This is a genomic window from Streptomyces sp. NPDC059989, from assembly GCF_042736975.1.
Taxonomy (GTDB): domain Bacteria; phylum Actinomycetota; class Actinomycetes; order Streptomycetales; family Streptomycetaceae; genus Streptomyces.
The window spans coordinates 1-12,948 of sequence record NZ_JBHWUO010000041.1; the positions used below are offsets into that span (position 1 = coordinate 1).

10 protein-coding genes are annotated in these 12,948 nt (G+C 73.8%); 3 read left to right on the forward strand and 7 right to left on the reverse strand.

Annotation, left to right across the window (positions count from 1 at the left end; genetic code table 11):
* The first annotated feature begins 160 nt into the window (after positions 1 to 160).
* Positions 161 to 1,711, forward strand: coding sequence for an alpha/beta hydrolase (locus ACFWBN_RS29170; RefSeq protein ID WP_385181143.1), 1,551 nt, complete (start codon positions 161 to 163; stop codon positions 1,709 to 1,711).
* Positions 1,712 to 1,750: 39 nt separating this feature from the next.
* On the opposite strand, the gene ACFWBN_RS29175 is transcribed toward ACFWBN_RS29170, so the two are convergent.
* From ACFWBN_RS29175 to ACFWBN_RS29190, 4 genes are all read right to left on the reverse strand, one after another.
* A complete protein-coding gene (locus tag ACFWBN_RS29175; protein WP_385181147.1) occupies positions 1,751 to 2,905 on the reverse strand; it encodes a lipase family protein in 1,155 nt (384 codons plus the stop codon).
* A 111-nt stretch (positions 2,906 to 3,016) separates the two neighbouring features.
* A complete protein-coding gene (locus ACFWBN_RS29180; protein ID WP_385181149.1) occupies positions 3,017 to 3,625 on the reverse strand; it encodes a hypothetical protein in 609 nt (202 codons plus the stop codon).
* 161 nt (positions 3,626 to 3,786) lie between these two features.
* On the reverse strand, positions 3,787 to 4,797 hold the full coding sequence (locus ACFWBN_RS29185; RefSeq protein WP_385181153.1) for an AraC family transcriptional regulator: 1,011 nt from the start codon (positions 4,795 to 4,797) through the stop codon (positions 3,787 to 3,789).
* A gap of 52 nt (positions 4,798 to 4,849) precedes the next feature.
* On the reverse strand, positions 4,850 to 5,161 hold the full coding sequence (locus ACFWBN_RS29190) for a hypothetical protein (RefSeq protein ID WP_385181155.1): 312 nt from the start codon (positions 5,159 to 5,161) through the stop codon (positions 4,850 to 4,852).
* 183 nt (positions 5,162 to 5,344) lie between these two features.
* Here ACFWBN_RS29190 and ACFWBN_RS29195 point away from each other — a divergent pair, with 183 nt between their 5' ends.
* Positions 5,345 to 7,081, forward strand: a complete 1,737-nt coding sequence (locus ACFWBN_RS29195; protein ID WP_385181158.1) for an AMP-dependent synthetase/ligase — start codon at positions 5,345 to 5,347, stop codon at positions 7,079 to 7,081.
* A gap of 102 nt (positions 7,082 to 7,183) precedes the next feature.
* Complete coding sequence (locus ACFWBN_RS29200; protein WP_385181161.1) at positions 7,184 to 8,176, forward strand: transaldolase family protein; 993 nt, start codon at positions 7,184 to 7,186, stop codon at positions 8,174 to 8,176.
* A 30-nt stretch (positions 8,177 to 8,206) separates the two neighbouring features.
* Here the strand turns inward: ACFWBN_RS29200 and ACFWBN_RS29205 are convergent, their stop codons facing one another.
* The 3 genes from ACFWBN_RS29205 to ACFWBN_RS29215 all read right to left on the reverse strand — a co-directional run bounded on the left by ACFWBN_RS29205 (position 8,207) and on the right by ACFWBN_RS29215 (position 12,653).
* Positions 8,207 to 9,490 carry a Kelch repeat-containing protein gene (locus tag ACFWBN_RS29205; RefSeq protein ID WP_385181165.1) on the reverse strand — a complete coding sequence of 428 codons (1,284 nt, stop codon included), beginning with the start codon at positions 9,488 to 9,490 and terminating at the stop codon, positions 8,207 to 8,209.
* An 81-nt stretch (positions 9,491 to 9,571) separates the two neighbouring features.
* Entirely contained in the window at positions 9,572 to 10,954 is a 1,383-nt protein-coding gene (locus ACFWBN_RS29210; RefSeq protein ID WP_385181167.1) for a Kelch repeat-containing protein, read from the reverse strand.
* 268 nt (positions 10,955 to 11,222) lie between these two features.
* Positions 11,223 to 12,653 carry a kelch repeat-containing protein gene (locus ACFWBN_RS29215; protein ID WP_385181169.1) on the reverse strand — a complete coding sequence of 477 codons (1,431 nt, stop codon included), beginning with the start codon at positions 12,651 to 12,653 and terminating at the stop codon, positions 11,223 to 11,225.
* Positions 12,654 to 12,948 lie beyond the last annotated feature (295 nt).

Here is a 12,948-nt window from a genome sequence, read left to right on the forward strand (position 1 = left end):
CGGGGGGGGGGGGGGCCGCCCCCCCCCCGGGAACGGTGGAAGGGCGGGTAGGGGACAGCCCCGCAGGGCTTGGCCGGCCCCCGGGCCGGTCGGCGGGCGGGGGTGGGCCGGCGCGCATAGGGTGGGCTCACTGGTTCGGGGGGTCACCCTAGGAGGGGCAGTGCCCCGTAGTCGATCCCGCTTCCGTTCCCGCTCCCGCATTCGGGTTCGTGCCGTCGTCGCCGGCGTCTGCGTGCTGGCCTTCGCCGGGCTAGGGCTCGCCCCCGAATCCGCCGCGCCGAGCCCCGCAGGGATCCGGTGGGGGGCCTGCCCCGAAAGGCCCGTGCCCGCCGGGATGCGGTGCGGGACCGTCGAGGTGCCGCTCGACTACGCCGCCCCCGCCAAGGGCAAAGTCACGGTCGCCCTGGCCCGGATACCGGCCACCGGCCCCGGCAAGCGGCTCGGCTCGCTCCTGCTGAACTACGGCGGCCCCGGGGCCGCGGGCATCGCGAGCCTGGCCGCCGATCCCACCCTCTTCGCCGACCTCGGCGAGCGCTACGACCTCGTCGCCTTCGACCCCCGCGGCGTCGGCCACAGCGAGCCCGTCTCCTGCGGCGGCTCCCAGGAGACCGAGACCGGCGACGGGGCGGGCATCGGCGCCGCCGCGCAGCTCGCCGCCCTGCGCGCCGTGGCCAGGCGCTGCGAGCTGGCCTCCGGGCCCGTGCTTCCGTACGTCGGGACCGTCCATGTCGCGCGCGACATGGACGTGATCCGCCAGGCGCTGGGCGACCGCAAGCTCAACTACCTCGGCTTCTCCTACGGCACCCGGGTCGGCGCCGTGTACGCCGCCCAGTTCCCCGACAAGACCGGCCGCATGGTCCTCGACGGCGTGGACACCCTCACCGAGCCGCTGGCGGAGCAGGCGCTCGTCACGGCGCGCGGACAGCAGCGGGCGCTGGACAACTTCCTGTCCTGGTGCGCGCATCGGAAGAACGGCTGCGTGTACGGGACCAACACCCGCACCGCCCGGGAGAAGGTAGACGAGCTCGTGACGCGGCTCGACGCGCGACCGCTCATCGGCGACGACGGCTCGTACGTGACCGGGCAGGACGCCGTCCTGGCGATCGGCAGCGCGCTGTACGCGAAGAGCATGTGGCCCGGGCTCGCGGACGCGCTGGCGCTGGCCGAGCGGCACCACGATCCCGTGGGGCTGCTCCAGCTCGGCGGTCCGGTCGGCCGTCCCGATGAGACCCAGGCCGACGCCGGGCCCGGCACCGTGCCCACCGACAACGGCGAAGCCGCCCTCGCCGCCGTGACCTGCGCGGACGACCCGGACCGGTCCCACGAAAATGCCTCCCCGGCGGCCATAGTGAAGGAACTGGAAGGGCTGAAGGGCGAGTTCCTCAAGGCCTCGAGGATTTTTGGGCCGCGCCAGCTGGCTACGGTGCTCGCCTGTTACGGGCGCCCCGCCGGCACCGACTTCATCCGGAAGATCGACCACCCGGCGGGCGTCCCGCGGATGATGCTGGTGGGGACGCGGGGCGACCCCGCGACCCCGTACGAATGGACCGAGGAGACGGCGGAGCGGCTCGGCTCGGCGGTCGTCGTGGACTACAAGGGCGACGGGCACACCGGCTACGGCTCCTCGCCCTGCGTGCGCGAGTACGTGGACGGCTTCCTGATCGACGGACGGCTGCCGGCCGGGACGCGGTCCTGCCCCGCCGGGGAGTGAACCGCCGGCGGGGCCACGGCACGGCCTGGCAGTTACGGCCTAGCAGTTGGGGTGGGTCGGGCGGCCGGCGAAGCGGTCCGCCAGCCAGTTCCCGGCCTCCAGGGAGTGGGTGATCACGCCGCTGACGTGCTCACCGAGCCAGATGGTGTCGAATTCGAGGTTCGCGCCCTTCGCGCACCAGTCGGAGCGCAGCTGGCGGCCCACCCCGTACGGGATCAACTCGTCGCCGAGCGCGTGGTACTGGTACACCGGCGCGGCCGGGGCGGTCCGCCCGAGCCGGCTCTGGTTCAGCCGGGCCTGCCAGTCGGGCTGGGCGAGCGGGTCGCGCGTGGTCAGGTCGGAGATCCGCTTGAAGGAGCCGGCGATCGCGTCGATCGCGACGCAGTTCTCCTTCATGCCGGAGACCAGGATCCGGCCCGCCGGGTTGAGGTAGGAGTCCAGCTTCAGCTCGGGGAAGGCGGCGTCCTGGCCGGCGGCCGCCATGAAGATGAGGCCGGAGCCGTAGGAGCCGTTGTTGAACGCGGCGACCTTCATGAGGTCGGCGGGGACGCCGCCGGTCGCCGTGCCCTTGACCTTCAGCTCCGGGGCGTAGGAGCCCTGCAGCTCGGCGGCCCAGCCGGCGGCCTGGCCGCCCTGGGAGTAGCCCATGATGCCCACGGGCGTGTCCGCCGGGAGCCCCGCCTCCGGCAGGCGGGTGGCGGCGCGGGCGGCGTCGAGCATGGCGTGCCCGGCGGAGGGGCCCACGGTGTAGGTGTGGACGCCCGGGGTGCCGAGGCCCTCGTAGTCGGTGACCACCACGGCCCAGCCGCGGAGGGTCAGCTGCTGGATGAGGTTGGCCTCCATGGCGGTGCCGTACGGGAGGTTGTTGCTCGGGGCGCAGGAGTCGCCCATGCCGACGGTGCCGACGGCGTACGTGACGAGGGGGCGCGGGCCGGTGCGGCCGTCCTGCGGGACGATGACGGTGCCGGAGACGGTGTTCGGGGCGCCGTCGGCGGTGGTGGAGCGGTAGTGGATCTTCCAGGCCTTGGTGTTGGTGGGCTGGCCGGGGAGCGGGTGGAAGGCGGAGGGGGCGCTGGCGACGATGTCGCCGGGGCGGGTGGCGGAGCCCTCGTCGGCCTGGGCGGTGGCGGCCGGGATCCAGGCCGAGAGGGTCAGAGCGGTGATGGCGGCCAGGGCGGTGCTGCGGAAGCGCATGGGCGGCTCTCCCAACGTCCTTGTGGGGTAGGTGAGGCGAAGGTAGTGACCGACCGGTAGGCATGTCGCTGACCGTGCAGCTCACCTTTCCTGACCGCGCCGCAGCAGCGGTTACAGGTGGGGCAGGACGAAGTCGTAGCCCGCCATGCCGTGGGCGTTGCCCGCGGGGCAGCGGCCGTTGGTGAGGTAGCCGTAGTAGTAGAGGCCGTAGCACCTGGGGCAGAAGCGCCAGTTGCGCTGGGAGCCGGCCGTCTCCGGGATGTCGTGCGGCAGGACGAAGTCGTAGCCGGCGGCCGCGTGGGCGGCGCCGGCGGGACAGCGGCCGTTGTCCGAGTAGCCCCAGAAGAACATGCCGTAGCACTTCGTGCAGAAGCGCCAGTTGTGCTGGGCGGTCGGCGTCTCGGGGATGTCGTGCGGGATGTTGAAGTTGTAGCCCGCCGAGTCGTGGCTGGCCCCCGCCGGGCAGCGGCCGTCGTCCGAGTAGCCGCGGAAGAACAGGCCGTAGCACTTGGTGCAGAAGCGCCAGTCCGCCTGGTTCGCGCGGGCCGATGCCTGCGCGGCCGTGGCGGTCGCCCCCGCCGTCACGGCGGCGCCCAGGCCCACCGTCGCCAGCCCCAGCGCCCGGGTCAGCACGGCCCGGCGGCCGGGCTCCTCCCGCGGCCGGGGCCGCGGCCCGGGCTGCGGCTGTGCCTCGTCGTTCCGCCCCGTCAGGAAGTCCATGTGTCCACCTCTCCATCGGCGAATCCCTCGGCGAAGCCCGAGCGGACGTTCGCCACGCTGAGTATTGGATCGGTTGCTGACCGTGGTCAACGGAGTGCGGGCGCGTTCGGAGTGAGCGGTTGTGCGCCCGCGCCTTCCGCCGCCCCGCCGCTGCCCGCCCCCTACCCGCCGGAGGCGATCCGGTAGGCGCCCGGGGTCGTGCCCGTCCAGCGGCGGAAGGCGCGGTGGAAGGCGGTGTCCTCCGAGAAGCCCAGACGGGCCGCGAGCTCCGCGATCGGCTCGCCGCTTTCCGCCAGGCCCGCGATGGCGGCATCCCGGCGGACGTGGTCCTTCAGCTGCTGGAAGGACGTGCCCTCCTGCTGGAGCCGCCGCCGCAGCGTCGCCGGGGACACCGCCAGCCGCGCGGCGACCTCGCCGAGCGCCGGCAGCCGCGGCGAGCCGCGCAGCTGCTGGGTCAGGGTCCGGCGGACCTGTTCCGCGACCGTGGTCCCGTACTCCGGCCGGGAGAGCAGGTCGAAGGGGGCGCGGCGCAGCATCGCGTCGAGCGCGGCCTCGTCCCGTACGAGCGGAGCCGTGAGCCAGTGCGCGTCGAAGGCCGCGCCCGTACGGTCCTCCCCGAAGCGGACCGGGCAGTCGAAGAGGAGGGCGTACTCGTCCTTGTGCGGCGGCGGGGGATAGGCGAAGGCGGCGTGGGAGAGGGGGATGCGCCGGCCGACCAGCCAGCTGCTGAGGCGGTGCCAGATCGCGAGCACGCACTCGGTGAGGAAGCGTTCCTCGTCCCGCGCGAAGTCGTTGCGCACCGTGAAGCGGGCTTCGCCGCCCGACACTTCGAGCGCCAGCTCCGGGCCGCCCGGGAACAGCCCGTAGAAGGCGGCCGCCCGCTGCGTGGCCGCGCCCAGGTCCCGGCAGCCGAGCGAGGCGTAGCACATCATCGCGAAGGTGCCGGGGCGGCTCGGGACCGCGCCCAGGCCGAGGAACTCGTCCTGCGTGGTGCGGTACAGCGCGCGGAAGAGGCGGGCGAACTGCGCCGGGGTGACCCGGGCCCGGTCGTCGCCGAGCAGCAGCGGCGGGATCTGCGCCTCCTGGAGCAGCGGCACGGTGTCGATCCCGCTGCCGCGGGCCCCCGCGAGCACGGCACGCACATGGTGCACGGTGACCGTCCGCCTCCCCATGGGTCAGACGGTAGCCCGCCGCGCCGCCGTGCGATACGGCTGCGGCGGGCCGTCAGCCGCGGAGGAGCGAGATCAGCTGGGTGACCAGGACCGCGTGCGCGAGGACGCAGGTGCCCCAGGCCGCGGGTCCGCGCATCCCGTGCCGGACCACCGTCGTCCAGCCCGCGACCAGCAGGAGGGCGGACAGCGCGCAGCACACCCAGGACACGGCGAGCCAGGGGGTGGCGCGCTCGGCGAACAGGCCGAGGGCCGCCGACGGTGCGAGCGCCAGCAGGGGCAGCGCCCAGGTGGCCTCGCCCGCGCCGCGGGGCGGCGGGGTGGGCGTGGGGGGTGCGGTGGGCGTGGGGGTCGTGGGGTCGGTCATGGCTTGGACGCTACCCAGCGGACGATCACCGGGCCACGGGGTTACCGGCCAACAGGCGGCCCGGCCGGGCCCGTCACGGCCGGGGTGAGCGCTGCGGCCAGCACCCCTGACGCTTCCGGTCATGCCGCCGGGCCGCGCCGGCTGCCTAGCGTCGAGGGTCACCAACTCCCGGGAGGGCATGCGATGGACGTCGACGCGCGGCCGAGCACGCTGGCGCGGTTCACCCAGTGGACCGAGGAGCGGTACGGGCCGGAGACGGCCCTCCGGTTCCGGGCGCCCGACGGCGGGTGGCAGACCCGGACCTACGCGGAACTGGGCGCGGAGGTACGGGCCGTCGGGCGGGCGTTGCTCGGGCTGGGGGTCGCCGCCGGGGAGCGGGTGGCCGTACTGGCCGAGACGCGGCCGCGGTGGACGTACACCCACTTCGGGGTGCTGGCGGCCGGCGCCGTCCTCGTGCCCGTATACCCGACGGCGGGGGAGGAGGAGGTCGCCTGGGTGCTCTCCGACTCGGAGGCGGTGGCCGTGATCTGCGACGACGCGGCGCAGGCGGCCCGGGTCGAGGCGCTGCGGGCGAAGCTGCCCGCGCTGCGGGCGGTGGTCCTGATGGACGTACTGCCGACCCTGCCCCCGGCCCCCGAGGCCGAACTCCTCGCCCGGGCGGCGGCCGTCACCCCCGCCGAGGACGCCTCGATCGTCTACACCTCGGGAACCACGGGCCTGCCCAAGGGCTGCCGCCTCACCCACGGCAACCTGGGCGCCATCCAGGACGCGACCCTCCCGCTGATCAAGGGCGGCCCGGGGGACTCGACGTACCTCTACCTGCCGCTCGCGCACCTGCTGGCCCAGCTGATCCAGTTCACCACGCTGCTGGAGGGCGGGGAGCTCTGCTACTACGGGGGCCGCATCGAGGACGTGCTCGCGGAGCTGGGTACCGTACGGCCCACCCATCTGCCGTCCGTGCCGCGGCTGTTCGAGAAGCTGCACTCGGTGGTGCTCACGCTGGCGGAGGCGGCGGGGGAGGGCGGCCGCGAGCGGTTCGAGGAGGCCGTACGGCTGGGCGTGCTGGCGGCGGACGGCCGGCTGCCGGAATCCCTCCGGCCGGAGTACGAAGCCGCGGACAAGGCCCTCTACTCCCTGGTCCGGGGAGCGTTCGGGGGACGGCTGAAGTGGGCGCTGACCGGCGGCGCCCCGATCGCCCCGGCCACCTTGGACCTCCTGCGGGCCTGCGGTATCTCGGTCTTCGAGGGCTACGGGATGACCGAGTCCGGCGGGGTCATCTCCCTCAACCACCCGGCGGCGGTGCGCCACGGGACGGTCGGCCGGCCCATCGACGGCTGCGAGGTGCGCATCGCGGAGGACGGCGAGGTGCTGGCCCGCGGCCCGATGGTGTTCCCCGGCTACCACGCCAACGCGGCGGCCACGGCGGACGTCCTCGACGCCGACGGCTGGCTCCACACCGGCGACCTCGGCGAGCTGGACGGCGACGGCTACCTCCGCATCACCGGCCGCAAGAAGGAGCTGATCATCACCTCGGCGGGCAAGAACATCACGCCGACGGAAGTCGAGTTCGCCGTCCAGCGCAGCCGCTACGTCTCCCGGGCGGTCCTCATCGGCGACCGCCGCCCGCACCCGGTGGCCCTGATCACCCTGGACGCGGAGGAGATCACCGCCTGGGCGGGCCGCGAGGGCATCGACCCGGGGCCGGTCCCGGCCGCCCACCCGGCGGTCCGCGCCCTGATCGAGTCGGCGGTGGCGGAGGCCAACGCCGCGGTCTCCCGCCCGGCCCGCATCCGCGCCTTCCACATCCTCGCGGAGGACTTCACGATCGACGCGGGCACCCTGACCCCGACGCTCAAGCTTCGCCGCAGGGCGGTTGCGGAGCGGTACGCGCGGGAGATCGAGGCCCTGTACGGAGGGTGACTCGGTCCCGGATCCGGGCTGAATCCGGTCGCAGGGGCGCCGACCTGACATTGACGCAGATCGGTCCTGTGGGCGGTGGCGGGGGCGACCTACGCTCGGGACATGTTGAGCCGACGGGCCGTGGGGCTGCTGGAACAGTTGGCGGCCGAGGGCGTGTCGCCGTGGCTGGCCGACGTGAGCGGGGTGGAGCTCCTGGCCGGGGCGCAGGGCGATCCCGCGGGCGTGGAGACGGCGTTCCTGCAGGGCGTCGTGGCCCCCGTCGCCTCGTCCGCCGCCGTCCGCCGGTCCTGCGACGCCCTGCGGGACGTCTTCCACGCGAGCGAAGGGGTCCACGGGCGGGTGTCGGTGCCGGTGGACCCCCGGCACGCCCACGACGCGAAGGCCCTGATCGCGGCCGCCCGTTCGCGGCGGAGCGAGGTGGGCCGGGCCAACGTCCTGATGCGCATCCCCGTGACCCGGGCCGGCCTCGTCGCGCTGGAGGAGTGCCTGGCCCTCGGCATCGGCGTGGACGCGGACCTGGTCTTCTCGGTCGAGCGGTACGAGGAGCTGCTGGACGTCGTCCTCCGGGGCCTGGAACGGGCGTTCATGGCCGGACTGCCGCTCGCGGACATCGTTGCCACGGCCTCGGTTCCGGTGGGCCTGCTCGACGCGGAGGTGAACGCGCGCCTGGCGGCCCTGCCCGTACGGGGGCCGGCCGGCGCGGCGGCCGCGACGGCCGCGGCGCGCGGTACGGCGGCCCTGGCGGTGGCCCGGCAGATCTACCGGGCGCGCGAGCAGCGGCTCGGCAGCGACTGGTGGCGGGTCCTGCGCGCGGCGGGCGCCATGCCGCCCGGACTGCTGTGGACGGCGACGGGGCCGCGGCACGTGGGCGCGCTCGTCGGCTGGAACACCGCGCAGGCGGCCTCGCCCGAGGTCTTCGAAACGGCGGCGAGGCAGGTGGAGTTGCGGGGGGACACGCTGCTGAACGCCCATGCGGAGGGGCGGGGCGCGCTGGACGCCCTCGAGGCGCTGGGGGTCCGGATGGCGGAGGTGGCCGAGGTACTGGAGACGGGCACGCTGGCCCGCCTCCAGCGGGAGTGGGGGCGCGGGGCCTGAGCCGGGGCCGGGAGTGCCGGGCCTGGATGCTCAGGGCCGGGCGGGGGGCTGCTCGGGGGCGGTCTGGGGCTCCTGGGGTCCCTGCGGCAACTGCTCCTGCGGGGCGCCGGGCGGGTTGCCTGGCTTGGCCTCGGGTTTCGGGACGGGCTTGGCCTCGGGTTTCGGCTTGGGCTTGTGTTCCGCGTGGCCGCGCTCGATCGAGAAGGCCTGGTTGTCGTCCGTGGGCGCGCTGGTGACGGCACCGCCGACGGCGTACACGCAGTCGTTCTTCGTGTCCCTGGGGCACGGCGCCGCGGCCGAGCCCAGGAAATGGCGTCCCCTGGGCAGCGGGGGCAGCGTCACCCAGGCGTTGGTGACCGGGGTGTAGGCCTCGTGCGTGTCCCTGGACGTGGTGCTCCCCCCCACGGAGTGGACGCAGCCGTCGCTGATGCCCTCGGGGCAGGGGGCCGCCGCCGCACCGAAGTGGGTGCGAGGGGTGGGGATGGGGGCCGCGTACTGCCATGCGTTGAGGACGGGGCTGTAGACCTCGACCGAATCGAGGATGCCGCCGTCGTCGTCGCCGCTGCCGCTGATGGCGTACACGCAGGTGCCGTGGAGGGCCAGCGTGCCCGGGCAGGGGGCGGCCGCGCCGCCGTGGCCGAAGCGGGCGGCCTGCAGGGGCGGCAGCGTGGCCCAGGTGTTGGTGGCCGGACTGTAGGCCTCCACCGTGGTGTGAAGACCGTTGCGGAGGCCGCCGAAGACGTACACGCAGGTCCCGTGCACGCCCAGTCCCTCGGGGCAGGGTGCCGTGGCTGCCGCGGTGGACGATCGGGTGGTCGGTAGGGGCGGCAGCGTCAGCCAGTGGCCGGTCTCCGTGCTGTACGCCTGCGCATCGTTCAGGGCCCTGCCTCCGGGGCCGGTGCCTCCGATGACGTAGACGCAGTCGCCCTTCACCCCACCGGGGCAGGGCGCCGTGGCCGCCGCGAAGGCGTAGCGGCGGGTCTGCATGCGGCGCAGGGTGGTCCAGGCGCCGGTCACGGGGCTGTACGACTCGAACGTGTCGGTGGCCGTGGGGACCTGGGTACCGACCTGGCCGCCGATGGCGTACACGCAGGTGCCGCGCGAGGCCTCCGGGCACTTCGCCGAGACGGCCGCGAGGTTCAGCCGCTCCGTCGGCATCTCCTGGGCCGCCACCCACACCCCCTGGGCGGTGGCCGAGGCGGCCGACAGGGCCAGCAGGGGGGCCAGGGCCAGGACGGCGAGCCGGCGCCAGAGGGGGCGTCCGGGTCGGGCGGGCGGGGGATCCGCCTGGTCGCTTCGCTGCTCGCGCCTCATCGGGCACCTTTCTCCGGGCTGGGTGTCGGCCGATCCGATCCGGGCCGGGCCGGCGCCGCGTGGCGCCGGCCCGGGCGGACATCACGGGGCGGGTTCGGTCTGCGGCTCCTGCTGCTCCATCGGTCCCTGCGGCCACTCGGGCTCCTGCGGAGCGTCGGCCGGCGGGTCGAGCGGGAGGTCGTTGGGGGAGTCGTTGGGAGGTGCCGGCTGGTGGTTGCCCGGCTGGTTGCCGGGGTGGTGTCCGGGCTGAGTGCTGGGGTGGGCGTGGGGCGGGTTGCTGGGCTTCGGCTCCGGCTTGGGCTCCGGCTTCGGCTTCTCCTCGGGCTTGGGCTTCTCCTCGGGCTTCGGCTTCGGCTTGGGCTTCGGCTTGTGTTCGGAGTGGCCGCCTTCGATCGCGAAGGCCTCGGTGATCGCCGTGATGGTTGTGCCGTTGTTGCCGCCGTAGGCGTACACGCAGTTGCTCTTCTTGTTCTTGGGGCAGGGCGCTGCGGCAGCGGCCAGGGCTTGGCGCGCTGTGGGCATCGTGGGGAGTGTCACCCAGGCGTTGGTGACCGGGGTGTAGGCCTCGACCGTGTTCGCGGGTACCACGGGAGCGGCAGTGCTGGAGGTTCCGCCCACGGTGTAGATGCAGCCGTTGCTGATGCCCTCGGGGCAGGGTGCGGCTGCCGTGCCGGCGAGGGTGCGGCCGGCCGGCATGTCGGCCGCGTACTGCCATTCGCCGAGGACGGGGCTGTACACCTCCACCGAGGCGAGGATGCCCGTGGCGCCGGATCCGCCGATGGCGTACACACAGGTGCCGTGAAGGCCCAGGTCTCCGGGGCAGGGCGCGGCCGCGCCGCCGTGGGCGTAGCGGGCGACCTTCAGGCTCGACAGTGTGGCCCAAGTGTTGGTAGCAGGGCTGTAGACCTCCACCGAGGTGAGGACGGTGTTGTCGCCGGGGCCGCCTCCGAAGACGTACACGCAGGCCCCGCGAAGCCCCAGTCCGTCGGGGCAGGGCGCCGTGGCCGCCGCCGCCTGCGTGCGGGCGGTCGGCATGGGCTTCAGGGTCAGCCAGGTGTTGGTCTCCGTGCTGTACGCCTCTGCCGTCCCGTCGATGACGGCCTCCGAGTCGCCATGAAGACCTCCGAGAACATAGACGCAGTCGCCCTTCACTCCGCCGGGGCAGGGTGCCGTCGTCACCGCGGAGGCCAGGCGAGCGGCTTTCATGTTCGGCAGGGTGGCCCAGGTGCCGGAGGCAGGGCTGTACGCCTCCAACTTCTTGCTGCTGGCGGTGCTGCCGGTGGCGGGGTCGACGAGGACTTCGCCGCCGATGGCGTACACGCAGGTGCCGTGCAGCCCCTCAGGGCACTTCGCGGACGCACCCGCCAGATAGTCGCGTGCCGTCGGCATGTTCGGGGCCGTCACCCACACCCCTTGGGCGGTGGCCGCGGTGGCCGCCAGGGCCAGCATCGGGGCCAGGGCCATGACGGCGAGCCGGCGCCAGAGCGAGCGTCTGGGCCGGGCAGGCGGGGAAACAGCTTGGTCGCTTCGCGGGACGCGCCTCATCGGGCACCTCTCTCCGGGCATGCCTCGGCGGGAGCTGCCGCGGCGGGAAATGGGAGCACCGCGAAGTTACATAAGATGATTTGATTGTTGCGGAGTGTGACGGTCGAAGTGCCCGAGTCTTACCCGGTCGGCCGATCCGGGCCGGCGCCACCGTGCGGCGCCGACCCGAGTGGGTATCACGCGCGCCTCACGAGGCGAGGTCGGTCTGCGGCTCCTGCGGGCCCTCAGACCATTCCGGCTCCTGCGGACCATCGGCCGGCGGGTCGAGCGGAAGGTCCGCGCCGGGGTCGGGGAGGTCGTTGGGGGAGTCGTTCGGAGGCGTGGGCTGGTTGCCCGGCTGGTGTCCGGGCTGGGAGTGCGGCGGAGTGCTGGGCTTGCCCTCGGGCTTCGGCTTGTGCTCCGGCTTGTGCTCCGGCTTGTGCTCCGGCTTGTGCTCGGGCTTCGCATCCGGCTTCGGCTTCGGCTTCGGCTTGTGCTCGTCGTGCTTGCCCTCGATCGCGAAGGCCTCGGCGATCGACGTGGCCGCGCCGTTGCTGCCGCCGACGGCGTACACGCATTCGCTGTGCTTGTTCTTGGGGCAGTGCGCAGCGGCCGAGCCCAGGCCGAAGCGCGCCGTGGGGAGCTTCGGCAGGGTCACCCAGGCGTTCGTGGCCGGGGTGTAGGCCTCGACGGTGTTCACGATAGGAGGGTCGACCGCGGTGGTGGTGCCGCCCACGGTGTAGATGCAGCCGTTGGTGATGCCCTCGGGGCAGGGGGCTGCCGCCGTGCCGAAGCTCGCGCGGGGGGTCGGGATCTCCGCCGCGTAGTGCCACGTGTTGGAGGCGGGGCTGTACACCTCGACCGAAGGCAGCAGGCCGTTGCCGAGTCCGCTGATGGCGTACGCGCAGATGCCGTGGAGGTTCAGGCCCTTGGGGCAGGGGGCGGCGGCTCCGCCGTGGCCGTTGCGCGCGACCTGCAGGGGGTCCACTGTGGCCCAGGTGTTGGTCGCCGGGTTGTACGCCTCCACCGAGGTGAGGGGGGTGCCGTCGGCGCCTCCGAAGACGTACACGCAGTTCCCGTGGCGCCCCAGTTCGCTGGGGCAGGGGGCCGTGGCCGCCGCTGCCTGCCCGCGCCTGACGTCCAGGGGCGTCAGGGTCAGCCAGGCGTTGGTCTCCGTGCTGTACGCCTCCACGGTGGTCAAGGGCGGCGAACCGCCGGGCGTGTAGCCTCCGATCGCGTAGACGCAGTCGCCCTTCACTCCGCTGGGGCAGGGGCCCGTCGTGGCCGCGATGGAAGTGCGGGGGGTCTTGAGGGGCGGCAGCGTGGCCCAGGTGCCGGAGGCCGGGCTGTACGCCTCGAACTTGTTGCCGACGTCGACGCCCTCGATCCCGCTCTCGCCGCCGATGACGTACACGCACTTGCCGTGCAGCCCCTCCGGGCACTTCGCGGAGGCACTCGCCACCTGCGTGCGCGCGGTCGGCATGTTCGGGGCCGTCACCCACACGCCCTGGGCGGTGGCCGCGGTGGCCGACAGGGCGAGCAGCGGGGCCAGGGCCAGGACGGCGAGTCGTCGCCAGCCCGTGCGCCTGGTCCGGCCCGGCGGAGACTCCCCGTGGTCGCTTCGCGGAATGTGCCTCATCGGGCACCTCTCTTCTGGGATGCCGGGCGTGGGCCGCCGCGGCTGGAATGGGGCATTCCGAAGCTACATACGGTTATGTGACGAACGCTCACTGTGGCGGCTGAATGTACGAACGCTCCGACGCGCGATCGATCGCCCGCGACCCCTGACGGTTGGTCCGGTCAGATGAACTAATCACCTGACCAGGTCACGGCATCGGCCCTGCCAGCGCCGTTACGGGGGCGCGGCCAGGTCGGATGGGCGTCGCGTGGAGGCCCACGCACCGTCCCATCGCACTCCGCGGCAGCCCTCGGCG